The sequence below is a fragment of the Zhihengliuella sp. ISTPL4 genome (assembly GCF_002848265.1).
Lineage (GTDB): Bacteria > Actinomycetota > Actinomycetes > Actinomycetales > Microbacteriaceae > Microbacterium.
This window is the reverse complement of the sequence record NZ_CP025422.1, coordinates 3,393,120-3,407,928: the sequence shown is the minus strand read 5'-3', so window position 1 is coordinate 3,407,928 and position 14,809 is coordinate 3,393,120. Positions and strand designations below refer to the sequence as shown.

Annotated in this window: 13 protein-coding genes and 1 other RNA gene; 4 read left to right on the top strand and 10 right to left on the bottom strand. The window is 72.5% G+C overall.

Going from position 1 to position 14,809, the window contains the following annotated elements; genetic code table 11:
* Positions 1-22 precede the first annotated feature (22 nt).
* The 3 genes from CYL12_RS16400 to ffs form a co-directional block, all read right to left on the bottom strand.
* The gene (locus CYL12_RS16400) at positions 23-721 is read right to left on the bottom strand and encodes a hypothetical protein (protein WP_233486780.1); all 699 of its coding nucleotides are present in this window, start codon (positions 719-721) and stop codon (positions 23-25) included.
* Positions 718-1,326 carry a rhomboid family intramembrane serine protease gene (locus tag CYL12_RS16395; RefSeq protein ID WP_101848508.1) on the bottom strand — a complete coding sequence of 203 codons (609 nt, stop codon included), beginning with the start codon at positions 1,324-1,326 and terminating at the stop codon, positions 718-720. The genes CYL12_RS16400 and CYL12_RS16395 overlap by 4 nt, the downstream gene beginning before the upstream one ends.
* 48 nt (positions 1,327-1,374) lie before the next feature.
* An RNA gene (ffs, locus tag CYL12_RS16390) (signal recognition particle sRNA small type) lies at positions 1,375-1,471 on the bottom strand.
* Positions 1,472-1,535: 64 nt separating this feature from the next.
* Here ffs and CYL12_RS16385 point away from each other — a divergent pair.
* The 4 genes from CYL12_RS16385 (at position 1,536) to CYL12_RS16370 (ending at position 9,014) form a co-directional block, all read left to right on the top strand.
* The gene (locus tag CYL12_RS16385) at positions 1,536-4,460 is read left to right on the top strand and encodes a DEAD/DEAH box helicase family protein (RefSeq protein WP_158297216.1); all 2,925 of its coding nucleotides are present in this window, start codon (positions 1,536-1,538) and stop codon (positions 4,458-4,460) included.
* A gap of 112 nt (positions 4,461-4,572) precedes the next feature.
* On the top strand, positions 4,573-5,562 hold the full coding sequence (locus CYL12_RS16380; RefSeq protein WP_101848506.1) for an AAA family ATPase: 990 nt from the start codon (positions 4,573-4,575) through the stop codon (positions 5,560-5,562).
* A 10-nt stretch (positions 5,563-5,572) separates the two neighbouring features.
* The gene (locus CYL12_RS16375; protein WP_101848505.1) at positions 5,573-6,763 is read left to right on the top strand and encodes a DUF58 domain-containing protein; all 1,191 of its coding nucleotides are present in this window, start codon (positions 5,573-5,575) and stop codon (positions 6,761-6,763) included.
* Complete coding sequence (locus CYL12_RS16370) at positions 6,750-9,014, top strand: transglutaminase family protein (RefSeq protein ID WP_101848504.1); 2,265 nt, start codon at positions 6,750-6,752, stop codon at positions 9,012-9,014. The genes CYL12_RS16375 and CYL12_RS16370 overlap by 14 nt, the downstream gene beginning before the upstream one ends.
* Positions 9,015-9,021: 7 nt before the next feature.
* Here CYL12_RS16370 and CYL12_RS16365 read toward each other — a convergent pair whose 3' ends face one another.
* From CYL12_RS16365 to mpaA3, 7 genes are all read right to left on the bottom strand, one after another.
* Complete coding sequence (locus CYL12_RS16365) at positions 9,022-9,930, bottom strand: oxygen-dependent tRNA uridine(34) hydroxylase TrhO (RefSeq protein WP_101848503.1); 909 nt, start codon at positions 9,928-9,930, stop codon at positions 9,022-9,024.
* Between the two features lie 29 nt (positions 9,931-9,959).
* Complete coding sequence (locus CYL12_RS16360; protein ID WP_101848502.1) at positions 9,960-10,691, bottom strand: hypothetical protein; 732 nt, start codon at positions 10,689-10,691, stop codon at positions 9,960-9,962.
* The gene (locus CYL12_RS16355; RefSeq protein WP_101848501.1) at positions 10,688-11,416 is read right to left on the bottom strand and encodes an ABC transporter permease; all 729 of its coding nucleotides are present in this window, start codon (positions 11,414-11,416) and stop codon (positions 10,688-10,690) included. The genes CYL12_RS16360 and CYL12_RS16355 overlap by 4 nt, the downstream gene beginning before the upstream one ends.
* Complete coding sequence (locus CYL12_RS16350) at positions 11,413-12,135, bottom strand: ATP-binding cassette domain-containing protein (protein ID WP_101848500.1); 723 nt, start codon at positions 12,133-12,135, stop codon at positions 11,413-11,415. Before CYL12_RS16350 ends, CYL12_RS16355 begins: the two co-directional genes overlap by 4 nt.
* Complete coding sequence (gene mpaP, locus CYL12_RS16345; protein WP_158297215.1) at positions 12,132-13,814, bottom strand: daptide biosynthesis intramembrane metalloprotease; 1,683 nt, start codon at positions 13,812-13,814, stop codon at positions 12,132-12,134. The genes CYL12_RS16350 and mpaP overlap by 4 nt, the downstream gene beginning before the upstream one ends.
* The gene (mpaM, locus tag CYL12_RS16340) at positions 13,811-14,623 is read right to left on the bottom strand and encodes a daptide-type RiPP biosynthesis methyltransferase (protein ID WP_101848498.1); all 813 of its coding nucleotides are present in this window, start codon (positions 14,621-14,623) and stop codon (positions 13,811-13,813) included. Before mpaM ends, mpaP begins: the two co-directional genes overlap by 4 nt.
* Before the next feature lie 66 nt (positions 14,624-14,689).
* The gene (gene mpaA3, locus CYL12_RS17510; RefSeq protein ID WP_286120326.1) at positions 14,690-14,809 is read right to left on the bottom strand and encodes an MpaA3 family daptide-type RiPP; all 120 of its coding nucleotides are present in this window, start codon (positions 14,807-14,809) and stop codon (positions 14,690-14,692) included.

The window sequence follows — 14,809 nt, the reverse complement described above, 5'->3', positions numbered from 1 at the left end:
GATGCCGTGACAAAGGCCGACGTCACTCGCACGGGCCGGAGAGCACGTCGACGACCGCCGTCGCGTCCTCCTGGTATCGCGTGTAGTAGTCCCGATCGGTGTTCACCTGCACCCGGTGGATGGCGTGCGAGGGCGCCAACGACGGCCAGTCGGGTACGCGTCCGAGGCGCTCGAAGAAGAGCCGGGCGGCGGTGGCCGGATCCATCCGCTGCTCCGCGCTCCCCCACCAGTCCTGCTGCTGGAAGAGGCCGATGCTCGACGTGCGGGAGCCGTCCGGATTCGTCCACCCGCGCGTCTCCCAGTCCCCGTAGTCGATGTTGCGCAGGCTGCTCTCGCCCATCGCGGTCATGACGCCGAGGATCTGGCCGTCCCGTGCGAACCCGAGCTCGTCGGCGGTGCGGATGATGGTCGCGGCGTTCTCGAGCTGTTCGCCGCTCCATCCGGCGACGCCCGCCTGCGGAAAGGTGTCAGGGCGGTCGAGGCAGACCGGGGCCGGATCCCTGGCGAGGCCGAGAGGGATGAGCACCAGCAGGCCGGCCACCGCGGACACCACCGCGGCCGAGACGGCGACGCGCTGCAGGATCCGCTTGCGCCGTGCGCGCCGGACGGCGCGACGACGGGCTTCGCGACGCCGGCGCGCGGCCGCCTCCCTCGTCGCGGTCGAGCGTCGCGCGGGCACGCTCCGCTTCGCCGCGGTCCGCTTCGTGCGCGGCGCCGTCATCGCCGGACGGCTCCGCGCCTGTCAAGACGACGGCCGGCGAGCGCGGCCGCACCGCCGCCGATCGCACCGAAGAGATGCCCCTGCCAGGAGACGCCGTCCGCGACCCCGAACACCCCCGCGAGCATGGTGCCGCCGTACAGGCCGACCACGACGACCGCGATCACCGCGTAGAGGATGCGGTGCGACACGCGGCCCGGAGCGAACACCCGCATCACCACGTAGCCGAAGTAGCCGAACACGAGCCCGGACGCGCCGACGGTGAGCGTTCCCGGCGCGTTCACGAGCCAGGTTCCCGCCCCGCCGATGACCGCGACGATGCCGGTGACCGCCCAGAACCGGCGCGTCCCTTCGACGGCCACCAGGCAGCCGAGCACGAGGAACGGCACGGAGTTCGCGATGAGATGCGCCCAGCTCGCGTGCAGCAGCGGCGCGAAGACGATCCCCGGCAGGCCGGACGGGTCCCACGAGCGGATGCCGAAGCCGCTGAACGAGCCAGGGAGCACGGCGTCCGCGAACTGCACGAGCCACATCGCGGCGAGCAGCAGCACGGGCGAGGCGAATCGCCGCAGCGGGTGTTCGGATCTGGCCGGCGGAGGAACGGTCACCGCTCGATTGTCGCAGGCGCACCCTGCGGCCGGCTGGACGCGGGCAAAAGAAATGACCCTCCGCGCACCCAGCAGAGCCCGGTTACCCTTGCTGCGTTTCCGCCCTGGGGGAATTGGCCTGGATGCCGCCACGCGGAGAGCCATCGTCCACTCTACCGGACGCCGACCGGTGCGATGACACCTCCGCTCTTTGAGAGACTGTGCAGGTCATGGATCCGCTCGCCCGCCCGCTCTCCGCCTGGCGGTTCCCCGGGACCCTCCGCACCTACCAGGCCGAGGTGCTCGATCGCATCGCCGTCAGCTCCGACGAGAAGATGCACATCGTCGCGCCGCCCGGTTCCGGCAAGACCCTGCTCGGGCTGCTGCTGGCCGCGCGCGAGGGGCGCCGCACGCTGGTCCTCGCCCCGACGCTCACCATCCGCCAGCAATGGCTGCGGGAAGCACGGAAGCTCGCCCCCGAAGACGCGATCGTCTCGGCCGACCCGCGGACTCTGGGTGACCTCACCGTGCTGACCTATCAGCTCCTGAGCGTCACCGGTGACGGATCGCCCTTCGAGGACCTGGCACGCCGCCGCTGGATCGCCGAGCTCGCCGACTCCGAGCGTTCCGAGGCCGATGCCGCGACCTGGCTCGCGACGCTCGAGGTCGACAATCCCGAGCGGTACCGGACGGGGCTCCGGCGGCGTGTGCGCCGGGTACGCCGCCTGTTCGCCCAGCAGCGCCCCGAGGACCTGGCCCGGGTGCTGCATCCGAATGCCGTGACGCTCATCGATGCGATCGTGGACGCCGGGGTCCGCACGATCGTCCTCGACGAGTGTCATCACCTGCTCGACCACTGGGCCCTGGTCGTCGCCTACCTGACCGCCCGCATCCGGGCCACGGGAGCGTCCCCGGTCCTGATCGGCCTCACGGCGACGCTGCCCTCCCCCGACGACGGGGCCGAGTACGAGAACTACACGCACCTGCTCGGCGACGTGGACTATGAGGTGCCCGCCCCCGCCGTCGTGAAGGAGGGCCACCTCGCGCCCTACCGCGACATGGTCTGGTTCACCCAGCCGGATCCGGCGGAGGCGGCCTTCATCCGACGGCACGAATCCCTGATGGCGGATCTCGTCGTGCGTGTGCTGTCCACGCCGGACGGCCTGGCCTACCTGGAAGCGGTGCTGCAGCCGGAGCCCGTCGCTCCGCCGGCCCCGGCGGAGGACCCCGACGTCGTGCGTCGCGCCCGGCTCGAGCAGGCGCTGTCCACGGACTTCGCGTTGACGCGCACGGCGGGTGTGGTCCTCAAGGCTGTGGCGCCGTCGCATCCCCTGGGCGCCATCCTTCCTCCGGTCCTGTTCGCCCGCTGCACGACGGACGACCTCCTGACCGTCCTCACGCGCTTCGCGCAGACGCGGCTGCTCACCGACCCCGCCGCCCGCGGCCAGTGGGAGCACGTGCGCGGAGCCCTCGCAGACTTCGGCCTCCATCTCACGGATCGGGGTCTGCGACGCGGCCGCAACCCGGTGGAGACGACGCTGACGTCCTCGGTGTCGAAGGACTGGGCCGCCGTCGACATCCTGCATCGCGAGGTGAGCGGGGACGCCGGCGCCCAGGTGCGGGCCGTGATCGTGACCGACTTCGTGGAGCACGGGAACCACCGCGGGCTCACCGGGCAGCCTGCCGGTGCGCTCCGTGTCTTCGATCATCTGGTCGCCGACGAGGTGATCGGGTCCCTGCGCCCGGTCCTGCTGACCGCGCGGCACCTGCGGGTGCGAGCCGCCGATGCCGCCACCGTCGCGGAGCAGCTGTCCCCCCTGCTCGGCGAGGAGGTGACCGTCGCCGACGGCGAAGGAGGCACGCGCGACCTCCGCGTGGCCGACGCCGGGCGGGGTCAGGTGGTCGCGGCCGTCTCCGAGCTGATCCGCCGTGGCGCTGTGCGCGTGCTCGTCGGCACCCGCGGACTGCTCGGCGAAGGGTGGGACTGCCCGTCGGTGAACACCCTGATCGATCTGACCGCGGTCGCGACCAGCACGGGCACGCAGCAGCTCCGAGGGCGGACCCTGCGACTCGACCCGGCGTGGCCCGCGAAGGTGGCGCACAACTGGTCGGTGTCGTGCCTCATCCCCGCTGCGGTGGACCTCGACAGCGCCGCGGAGACGGCGCGCCTGCGACGACGGCACGGACACCTGTGGGGTCTCAGCGCGGATGATGGCACGCAGATCGTGTCCGGTCTGGAGCACGCCCTTCCGTCAGCCGCGATCGCGGCGCTCGACGACGTCCTCGCGAAGGTCCCCGACGCGACGATCGCGAGGATCAACGAAGAGACGCTCTCGTGGCTGCCGACCCGCGCGCAGACCAGAGCGGACTGGCGGATCGGCGAGCCCGCGGAGGCGCGAGAGCGCGAGACGGTCTCGATCCGCCCCACGCGGGAGGCACGGATGCTGCGGACGGGCCCGACCCTCGCCGCCGCCGTGCCGCTGACGTTCGGGGCCAGCGCGACCGGTCTCGCCGTCGGGGCTGGGGTCCTCTCGGCGGTCGGCGCGGTGTCGCTCCCTGTCGAGGCGGGCATCGCGGTCGCCACGCTCGGCGGCCTGTTGGCGACGGCGGCCGTGTGCGGGTCCAGCGTCCTGCGCGCGCTGCGCACCCTCCGCGATCCGGCCGCGCTGTACGGCGGGGCGGCGCTCGCGATCGCCCAGAGTCTCCACGATGCGGGGCGGGTGGGCGCCTTCGACGCCGCGACGGTCCGGGTGCGCAGCCGCTCCGACGACGAGTTCTGGATCGAGGTCGCCGGCCCGCCCCGCGATCGGGCGCTGATCGCCGACGCCGTGCAGGAGCTGTTCGCGGTCGCCGAGAGTCCCCGCTTCCTGCTCCGGGTCGACCAGGGCGTCTTCGGCCGGCCGGGTCCCCTCCTGGATCGGATCCGCTCCGTCGTCGATCGAGCCGTCCCCGGGCGTCGCCTCCTACCGGTCCCCCGAGCGCTCTCGCGCCGCCGGGCCGATGCCGAGAGGTTCGCCGCGCGGTGGCGGGAGACGGTCGGACAGTGCGAGCTTCATGAGCTCCAGGGGACCACAGGCCTCGCGCTGCTCCAGGTCGCCCGGCTCACTCCCGCCCTGCTGGACGGCGCGGCGCCGCGGCGCCGGGTCTGGGGCTGATCTCCGGCGTCCCGCCGTCTCCCAGCGACCGTGCAGGCGGGCATGGTCCCGTGGGCTGTGCGGAGCGTACGATCGATGCACGCGCATCGTTGCGCCGGACGAGAGGGAACGCATGCCAGAGAACGCCCCCCTGAGCCCGGTCGCGATCGACGCCGAGGGGTTCGCCGCCCAGACCGCGGCCATCCTCGGCTCGATCAGCCAGGTGATCGACGGCAAGCCCGAGGCCGTGCGCAGCGCCCTCGTCTGCCTGCTCGCCGAAGGCCATCTGCTCATCGAGGACGTCCCCGGCGTCGGGAAGACCATGCTGGCGCGCGCGCTCGCCGCGACCGTCGACGCCACCGTCCGACGGATCCAGTTCACCCCGGACCTCCTGCCCGGCGACGTCACCGGTGTCTCGGTCTACAACCCCGTCGACCGCGAGTTCGAGTTCAAGCGCGGCGCCATCTTCGCGCACATCGTCATCGCCGACGAGATCAACCGCTCCTCCCCCAAGACGCAGTCCGCGCTCTTGGAGGCCATGGAGGAGGGGCAGGTCACGGTCGACGGCTCCACGCACCGGTTGCCCGATCCGTTCCTCGTCGTCGCCACGCAGAACCCGCTGGAGATGGAGGGCACGTACGCACTCCCCGAGGCGCAGCGCGATCGCTTCATGATGCGCATCTCGATGGGGTACCCCGACCCCGCCGCCGAGGCCCTCATGCTCCGGCAGCGCGACGTCGTGAATCCCCTGGCGACCGTCACCCCCGTCGCGGACGCCGCCGCCATCTCGCAGCTCATCGCCTGGGCGCGCGCCGTGCACGTCGCCCCCGCCCTCGAGGAGTATGCGGTCGCGCTCGCCCAGGCGACGCGAACCGATCCCAGCCTGCATCTGGGGGCCAGCCCTCGCGCCACGCTGCAGCTCGTCCGCGCCGCGAAGGTCTGGGCTGCGCTGGACGGCCGCGATTTCGTCATCCCCGACGACATCACGGACCTGCTCATCCCCGTTCTCGCGCATCGGCTGCTTCCGGCCCGCGGCGCCCACCGCGCGGGCGCGCAGCCGGTCGAGGCCGCGCTGACCCAGATCGCGGAGCGGGTCCGCGTCCCCGTCGCGACGCGCTCCTGAGGACTCCGCGATGCGCCGACGACGATTGCTCACGCCGCGCGGCACCGGTGCGCTCCTCGCCGCACTCGCCTGCATGATCGCCGCCAACGTCCTCGGTGCCCGGATCCTGCTGTACCTCGGAGTCCTCCTGGCCGCGCTCACGCTGTTCGCCGCTCTCGCCGTGCGCCTCCCCCGGCGCTCCGGGACGGTCAGCCGGCAGATCTCCACCGACCTGCTCACCGTCTCGGAGACCTCGCGGGTGACGGTCCGCTTCACCCTGCGGGCCCTTCGCGTCCCGCATGGGCTCTGGCATGACGTCCTCCCCCCGGCAGTCACGGGCGACTCCGGGGGCGAGTATCCCGCGGACACGCCTCAGCTCAGCTACCTCGTCACCGGCGTGCGCCGGGGCGTCTGGCCGTTGGGCCCCCTCCTGCTGCGGACGGTCGACCCGTTCGGTCTCGCTCAGCGGGAGCAGGCGTTCGGCGACACGCGCACCATCACGGTCGTGCCCGAGGTCTTCGCCCTGACCCCGCTCGCGGTGCGGATCGGCGCCGCAGGCGGCACGGCGCACACCTCGTCCACGCGTCTGGGGCAGGGCAGCGACAACCTCTCCCCCCGCGGCTACGCTCCCGGCGATTCCATGCGCCGCATCCACTGGAGAGCCACCGCGCACCGCGGGGAACTCATGGTCCGGCAGGAGGAGGAGGAGTCGAGCCCGGACGCGGTCGTCGTGCTCGACCGTGCCGCCGGCGCCTGGGCGGCAGATACTGACGCCGTCGATCCGGCGTTCGAGGCCGTCGTCTCCCTGTCTGCGTCCGTCGCCCTGCACCTCGCCGCCGAGGGGTACAGCGTCGACGTCCTCGACAGCGCCGGCACCCTTCTCGGCGGGCTCCGAGGGCACGAGGACGACAGGGACGGTCTCCTCGTCGCTCTGGCGATGGTGACGCCGCGCGGGGAGCGACGCGACCTCGTCACGCTCCTGGGCGGAACGCCGCCGGGGCCGCTCGTCTACATCACCGGGCGATTGGACGAGGAGGACGCCGCCCTGCTGCGTCCGGCAGGGGCCGCCGCACCGCTGCTCTTCGCCACCGAGCCGCTCGCCGGAGCGGATGACGCCGCCCGCCGGCACGGGTGGACCGTCACCCCCCTCGGTACCGACGTCGCGGAAGCCTGGGACGACGCCCTGACGGCGCGGACGGGAGCCCCCGATGTTCCGCGCTGAGCGTCCTCGTCCCGCCGTGCTCCCCGTCGACACCCGCCCGCGCTGGTACCGGGAGCGGGAGGAGCCGCCCGGTGTCCTCGCGCCGGGGGCCCTCGCCGGTCTTTCTGCGCTGACCGCACTGTGGCCGTTCACCGCCGTCATCGCCCCGGGGACGTGGTCGTTCGTGTCGTCCCTCGTCATCGTCGCCGTGGTGGGGACGGGAGCGCTCGTCCGGCACCTTCTGCGTCGGCGGTCCGACGGTGTCATCGGGCTGCTCACCCTCCTCGCCCAGGTGGTCGTGGCCGTCGGCGTTCTCACGCTGCTGCTCGCGGGCGACACCGCCGTCCTCGGCATCGTTCCGACGTCGGGCACCCTGACCCTTTTCCAGGCGCTGGCAGCCGCGGCGGCGGAGGAGATCGTCTTCGGATCGGCACCGCTCGACGCCTCCCCGGGACTCGCGGCAGCTCTCGGGGCGGGCTTCGCGGTCGTCGCGATCCTCCTCGACCACCTCATCGCGCACCGGTCCGCCGTCCTCACGACGGTCCTGCTGGGCGTCATCGGCGCGGTCCCCACGATCATCACCCTCGGCTCTCCGAATCTGGCGTGGTTCGCCGCCGCTGCGGTCGTGGCGCTCCTCGTGTTCCGGTTCACGGCGCGCCGGCATGCGGAGTCTCCGCGCCGGGCATCGGCAGGCGTCGCGGTCGCTGTCGGCGCGGCCGCCATCGCAGCGACGTTCGTCGTGACGCCGCTGCTGCCGGTCGGCTCGACCATCGCAGGGACCGGGGTGGGCGTGTCGGTCGACGCGTCGTTGCGCCTGGGCGACGACCTCCGGCAGCCGAGCCCGGTCGAGGTGCTGACCGTGGCCGCGAAGACTGACGCCGCCCCCTACCTGCGCCTCACGACCCTCTCCCGCTTCGACGGTCGCGTCTGGCAACCCGATCGCGGCGACCTGCAGTCCCAGGTCGACGGCTTCGGCGGACCGGAGTGGGGAGAGGACGTCACCACCGCCGAGCAGACGACCTCGATCCGCGTGCTGCGCATGTCGAGCTCCTGGCTCCCCGTGCCCTACCCCGCCACGGACGTGCAGGGTCTCAGCGCCGCGTGGCGCGTCTCGCCCGAGAACCGCACCCTCTTCTCCCGTCGGGGCGACGCCGTCGGCAACGACTACACGGTCACCTCTCTTCGCGTGACGCCGACTCTGGAGCAGATCCGCGCCGCGGACGCGGCCCCGCCCCTCACGGACGCCGAGGACGACGGCGTCGAGCTGCCCGGCATCATCTCCGAACTGGCCGCGGAGGTCACGGCGGAGGAGGACACCGACTACGACCGCCTCATCGCGCTCCAGAACTGGTTCCGCTCGCAGTTCGAGTACTCGCTGGAGACGCCCGTCGAGGAGGGCTTCGACGGAACGGGTGCAGACGCCGTGGCGCGCTTCCTCGAGGAGCGCTCCGGATATTGCGTGCATTTCGCGGGGTCCTTCGCCCTGATGGCCGAGAGTCTGGGCATGCAGGTGCGCATCGTCGTCGGCTACCTCCCCGGGACGATGACGAACGAGAAGCGCGGCGACGAGTCGATCTTCTCGGTGTCGAGCGACCAGTTGCATTCCTGGCCGGAGGTGCTGTTCCCCGGCATCGGGTGGGTCCCGTTCGAGCCGACCGCCTCGCTCGGTGTCCCCACGGCGTTCCGCGCCGGCACCTCCGGGAGCGCAAGCCCTGGCAGCCCTGACGCCCCGGCGCCGACGACGGCCCCGCAGACGGAGGAGACCTCCGCTCCCGAGCTCGACCGCAGGGACGCCGACGCCGGCTCGACGGACTCCGGCGAGCTGCGCCGGCTCGACCCGACACCGGTCCTCCTCACCGTGCTCGGCGTCGTGGTCTTCCTCCTCCTGCCCGGGCTCATCCGCCTCGTCGAGCGGCGCCTTCGGATGCGCCGCGCCGCACGCGGAGACGCGGCCGCGGCGTGGGCGGAGTTGCGCGACACCCTGATCGACCTCGGGATCCCGGTCTCGGATGCGAACAGTCCGCGGATGCGGGCGCTGCAGCTCGTCCGTGATGCCGGAGCGGACGAGGTCGCGCTGACGCAGGTGATCACCACGGTGGAGCGCGCCAGCTACGCGCGCACCTCCGCCACGGAGGACGACCTCGCCGCACCTCTGTCGACCGTCGTACGGAGCCTGCGCGCGCACGTGGACCGGACGACGCGGGCCCGTGCGCTGTTGCTCCCCCGGTCGCTCTACGCCCCGCGGGGGTCCGACTCCCGGCTGCTGGTCTGACCGGCGGTCAGGCGCGCGCTGCGGACGCGGCGGCGTGCGCCGGGCACGCGACGCCATCGCAGCCCGCACAGACGACGAACTGTGCGCGGCACGAGGAGTCAGGGCAGTTCGCGGTGCGCTTGGTCGCTGCACCGCATCCCGCGCACACGCCGATGATCCGCGAGTGGTCGGAGAAGTCGACCGATCCGCGACCGTCGAAGACGTAGAGCGACCCATCCCAGAGGCCGTCGTCGCCGTAGGTCTCGCCGTAACGGACGATGCCGCCCTCCAACTGATAGACCTCCCCGAAGCCACGGGCGACCATGAGGCTGGACAGCACCTCGCAGCGGATGCCTCCCGTGCAGTACGTGACGACGGGCTTGCCCTTCAGATCGTCGTAGACGCCGGAGTCGAGCAGGCGCACGAAGTCCCTGGTGGTCTCCGTGTCCGGGACGATGGCGCCGCGGAAGCGTCCGATCTCGGCCTCGAGCTTGTTCCGGCCGTCGAAGAAGACGACCTCGTCCCCGCGCTCCGCGACCAGGGCGTGCATCTGCTCGGGCGTGAGCCGCGCGCCCCCGCCGACGACGCCGTCCGCGTCGACCCGCAGCTCGTCCGGGGCGCCGAACGACACGATCTCCTCTCGCACCTTCACACTCAGCTTCGGGAAGTCGAGGCTGCGGCCCGAGGCGTCCAGCCCGCTGCCCTCGCTCCACTTGATGTCGGCGTCACGGAAGGGCGCATAGGAGCGGAACGACCGCACCCACTTCTTCAGCGCCGGGAGGTCGCCACCGAGGGTCCCGTTGATGCCGTGCGACGAGATCAGCAGGCGACCCCGCAGCCCCAGCGCGTCGCCGAGGTCGCGCTGCCAGACGCGGATGGCCTCCGGATCGGCGAGCGGGGTGAACGCGTAGAAGAGGACGATCTTGGGGGTGGCCACCCAGGAATCCTACGTCGCCTCCTGGTGGGCTAGGTCACGTCCCGCCGCAGGAACACGACCGCTCCCATCGCCGCTGCCAGGAAGCTCCATCCCGCGGTGACAGGCACGGCCAGCGCTCCGAGCCTTTCGTCCGCCGCGATGCCCACGGCCGATACGTCGAACTGGAACGCCTCGAGGAGGGCGGGCAGGGGCAAGTAGACAGCACCGGTGCTCCAGAACATCGCGACGAACAAGCCCATCCCCATCGAGAGCGCGGCGACGAACAGCGCCGCGAGATGAGACGGCACGACGATGCCGATCCCCATTCCCCACAACGCGGCGACCGCGCCGAGCGCGACGGCGGCCGCCATGGCTGACGCCTGCACGGGGAGGCCGCCCATGGTGACGAGCAGCGCCGTGCGACCGCCCACGACAGCGGCGACTGCGACGACCGCACCGCCCAGCGCCGTGGCGGGCATGCGGACGGCGAGCATCGCCCCTCGCGATTCCAGCATCAGCCGCTGCGCGACGACGCCGTCGCGCCGGTCGATCGTGTAGCGGAACGAGCCGTAGACGGCGGCGAGGATGCCGGCGTACGTCGCGAGCACGGTGTCGAAGGGGGCGACCAGCTCCGCACGGGCGGCGGGCGGAGCCGCCGCGAGCTCCGCCGGAATACTCGTGGCCAGCGACAGGGACAACAGGAACGCCGCCAGCGTCACGCCGAGGAGGACCACGTCCCCGGCGGCGCTGCGGGCCTGTGCCCGCAGCGCCCGGCCGATCACGCGACACTCCGTCGTCCCCGGATCGCGGCGAGCGCGACCAGACCGATCGCCCAGGCGCCCCCGATAGCGAGAGCGGGTGCGAACGCGAGCAGCTTGTCCTGGTACTCCGGCACGCTCAACGCCGCGATGGCCATTCCCGGTGAGAACCGTGCGACCTCGGGCGCCGTACGGAGCAGAGCGAACTCGAGGGCCATCGGGAAGACGAGGACGATGATCGCCGTCGCGTAGTAGTTCCGGGTGAGCCAGCCGATCGCCCCGCCGATGACAGCGCCGAGGACGACACCCGCCAGGCCGCCGAGGTAGATGCGCCAGGCCTCCGCCGTGAGCTGGAGGGCCAGCCCTTCCCCCGCCAGGGAGACAGCCACCCCGACCGTCCACAGCATGAACACCACGGCCGCCAACCCCAGGGCGATGAGGACACCACCGACGAGCTTCCCCGTGAAGGTGGGCCGGAATCCGACCGCCGCGAGAGTCCGGTCCATGGAGCCGTAGTAGTACTCCCTGGTCACCGGATAGGACCCGACGAACGCCGCGGAGATCACCGACCACGCCAGCGGCTCCAGCAGCCGGGCCGTCGCCGCGCCGTCGTCGAGGCCGGTCAGGTCGAAGCGCGACCCGTCGGAGAACAGGACGAAGGCCGGCATGAGCACGGCCACGAGGTACACCGCGACCATGGACAGACCGCTGACGCCGCGCAGCAGCTCGCTGCGCACCACGCCGGTCATGCGGGGGCTCCCTCGACGAGATCGAAGTATCGGCTTTCGAGCGAATCGACCTCTCCCGTGACGAGGTCGCTGAGCCGGCCGGCGAAGAGCGCGCGGCGCTTGATGACGACGACCTCGTCCACGACCTGCTCGAGTTCGGGGAGCTGATGGCTGGAGACCAGCACCGTGCCGCCACGCGCGGCGAAGTTCCGGAGAAAGCCGCGCAACCACCGGATGCCGTCGGGGTCCAGTCCGTTGGCCGGCTCATCGAGGATGAGCGTGCGGGGCGTGCCGATCAGGGCGGCGCCGAGTCCCAGCCGCTGGGCCATGCCGGTCGAGTAGGTCTTCACACGGCGTCGCGCATCGGCGGCGAGGCCCACCTCCTCCAAGACCTCGTCGACACGGTCTCGGGACACCCCGGCCGCGAGGCGGCAGATCTCCAGATGCCGCCGTCCGGAGATCCCGGGCTCGAAACCGAAGCCGTCCATGTGGACGCCGACGTGGGCGGCCGGGTTGTCGAGCGCGGTGAACGGCGCCCCGTCGATGACAGCGTCTCCGCTGGTCGGCTTCACCAGGCCGACGATCGCCCGCAGCGTCGTCGATTTCCCGGCGCCGTTGGGGCCCAACAGCCCGACGATGGCTCCGCGGGGCACGGCGAACGACAGGTCCTCGATGGCGGTGCGGCGTCCGAACCTCTTCGTGAGGCCGCGCACCTCGATGGCGTGCTGGTTCATGGTCATCCTCTCTCCTCCTCGTTCGTGAGAGCCGACAGGGGCGACACGGCCGCCGCCCACAGCGCCTGCCAGAGCGCGCTCGTGCCGAGCTCGACGCGCGCTTGCCCGCCCGGCGGCAGTCCGCGCGTTGCCCCTGTCACGTCCACCTCTGCGACGGCCGTCGCGGGCACCGCCGTGCCGTCCTCCCTGACCGGGAACAGCGCCTGGATCGGCACCTCCACCGGCTCCGCCGGTCGGCTCCTGACCGTCCCCTCGCCCCACAACTGATTCCCGAGGATCCCGCGCGTCGACAGGAGAACGCGCGCACCATCCGGGACCGGCGCTCCGGCCTCGCCGCCGCCGCGCACGAGGACGACGCGGTCACCCTCCACGGCGAACCCGAGCGTCGCCGCCGTCGGGACGGGCACCATGCCGACGATCACGGCGCCGGCCGCGAGCACCGCGTTCACGGCGACGAAGCGCAGCCGGGAGACGCCGGTGCGGAGCACCCGGGTCAGGGCGCGCGCCAGGAGGCCTGCACCCACGAGGAGCACGACGACCTCCAGCGCCAGCACGACGAGGCCCGCCACCGGTCCGCCGCCAGAGAGCACCTGCGCGGTCCTGACGACGGCGAACAGCACCAGCACGATCGGCGCCGCCAGGCAGCACAGACCGAAGGGCACGCTCCACCAGCGGTCCAGGCTCCGTTCCGGACGCGAGCCGCCGAACAAGACACGGGCGAGGGAGTCCGCACCGTCGCGGACCGCCCTCGCCCGCAGGTTCGGCTCGTCCAGAGCGCTCATCATCGCGATGTACCCGTCGAAGCGCACGAACGGGATCAGATTCACGAGGACCACGATCGTGCAGGAGAGGGACAGGAGCAGCAGCGTCTCTCGGGCTGTCGACGGCGGCACGGCGAGCGCGGTCAGCAGCGCGAGAGCAGCCACGAGGGCGTGGACGGCGGGTCCGGCGAGCGCGATCGCCACTCGGCGCCGGCGGCTACCGAGCCGCCACCCGTCCGTGACGTCGACGAAGAACGCGGGCGTGAGGTAGAAGAGCATGAACCCCGCCCGCCGAGGGCGGCCACCGAACCGCGTGAGAGCGAGCCCGTGCGCCACCTCGTGGAGCAGCGTCGCCAGCGCCAGCGCGACGACGACGACCGCGAAGCCGACGACGGGGACGGGACGGACGAGGACATTCCGCAGGTCTTCCGCCTGCAGGATCGCGGCGCCCACCCCGGCGGCGAGGACCGCGGCCAGAGCGGTGAGGGCTGCCCGGGGCGGAACGGGGACGACCAGCCGATCAAGGCGCGCGAAGAGAGCGGGGGCTCGGAGCGTCGCGAGCTGCACCGTGAAGGGCGGCCGGTAGGTCACGCGGCCGGGCGGGCGGGACGCGCTGCCGTGCAGGAGCCCGTTGGCGCGGAAGCGCTCTACCAGCCGCAGGAAGTTCTCGTCGCTCTCCCCCGGCGCGAAACGCCCCCGCAGCACCGAGACCGGGGTGCGGCCGTCCATCGCCGTCAGCAGCTCGACGACGTCCGGGGTGAGCCGTGCGGATGGGACGCCGTCGAGGGTGGCGACCCACGCGGCGTTCTCTCCCATCGACTCGAACGCGACGCCGGTCGCGAGGGCGGGGCGGGAGTCCGCGGTGAGCACCTCCCGCCGTCGACCACCCGGGCGCCGCGGCAGCCGGGGACGAGCCGTCGTCATCGCCCACCTCCCGCGGAGTCGGCGAGCGAGGTCGTGAGGAGCAGGATGTCCGTGCCCGCAGCCGTCCGCACGGGGGAGATCCGGGGTGCCGCGAAACCGGCCGCGGTGAGCTCGCCGGCGAGGATCTCGGGGCTCAGGACGTGCAGGCGGCTCGTGAGCACCGGCACCTCGGCGCGCGGGGCGATGTCCGCGAGGCGGACCCAGTTGACCACCCGCACCGCGCCCTCGTCCTCGATCTGCTGCGCGAAGAGATAGGTCTCGTCGTCGGTGGCCCCGGGGACCGCGATCTCCCGTGCGGTCGCGACCGTGAGGCTGTCCGCCGATGCCCCGCCGGCGACCGAGAGGGCGAAGACGCCGCCGGCCGCGAGCTGCCGTCGTACTCCCGCGTAGAGACGGGAACGCCCGGCCTGATCGAGCAGGGTGATGGAGGTCGCCCCCAAGACGACGAGGCCGTAGCGTCCCTCGAGCGCGAGGTCGCGCATGTCCGCGACGATGCAGTCGACAGCGGCCCGGTCCGGTAGCGCGCGACGGAGATGTGCGAGCATGTCGGCCGAGAGGTCGACCGCCGTCACGCGGTGTCCGGAGCGCACGAGCGGCACCGTCAGCCGTCCGCTCCCGGCAGCGAGGTCGAGGACGGGGCCGGGGGCGGTGCGCGCGAGCGCGAGGACCTCGCGGATCTCCGCCCGGTCCGGGCCGACGAGCCGGTCGTAGAAGTCGGCGCCGGCTCCGGTGTACAGGTCCTGGTGCCGAGCGGTCGCGCCGACGAGGTCGAGCCGCGCCACCACGGCCTCGGTGATCAAGGATGTCATCCGTGCTTCGCCTCTCCTCGGATCGATGGTCGGTGGTGCGGGCGGGGATCCCGCCCGCACCCTCGGTCAGGTCGCGATGGCGGCGGCGCCGCCGATGATCGCGATGATGTAGCTCGCGTGCTCCCACCACTCGAGCGGGGTGTCGATCTGTTCGAGTTCCAGGAACTCCAGCGACGTGTTCTGCAA

What these genes read in the sequence shown, in the direction of transcription:
- mpaM (WP_101848498.1), bottom strand. Translation starts at nt 14,623, where the DNA reads ATGACATCCTTGATCACCGAGGCCGTGGTGGCGCGGCTCGACCTCGTC.
- CYL12_RS16385 (WP_158297216.1), top strand. Translation starts at nt 1,536, where the DNA reads ATGGATCCGCTCGCCCGCCCGCTCTCCGCCTGGCGGTTCCCCGGGACC.
- CYL12_RS16350 (WP_101848500.1), bottom strand. Translation starts at nt 12,135, where the DNA reads ATGACCATGAACCAGCACGCCATCGAGGTGCGCGGCCTCACGAAGAGG.
- CYL12_RS16400 (WP_233486780.1), bottom strand. Translation starts at nt 721, where the DNA reads ATGACGGCGCCGCGCACGAAGCGGACCGCGGCGAAGCGGAGCGTGCCC.
- CYL12_RS16375 (WP_101848505.1), top strand. Translation starts at nt 5,573, where the DNA reads ATGCGCCGACGACGATTGCTCACGCCGCGCGGCACCGGTGCGCTCCTC.
- mpaP (WP_158297215.1), bottom strand. Translation starts at nt 13,814, where the DNA reads ATGACGACGGCTCGTCCCCGGCTGCCGCGGCGCCCGGGTGGTCGACGG.
- CYL12_RS16380 (WP_101848506.1), top strand. Translation starts at nt 4,573, where the DNA reads ATGCCAGAGAACGCCCCCCTGAGCCCGGTCGCGATCGACGCCGAGGGG.
- CYL12_RS16370 (WP_101848504.1), top strand. Translation starts at nt 6,750, where the DNA reads ATGTTCCGCGCTGAGCGTCCTCGTCCCGCCGTGCTCCCCGTCGACACC.
- CYL12_RS16355 (WP_101848501.1), bottom strand. Translation starts at nt 11,416, where the DNA reads ATGACCGGCGTGGTGCGCAGCGAGCTGCTGCGCGGCGTCAGCGGTCTG.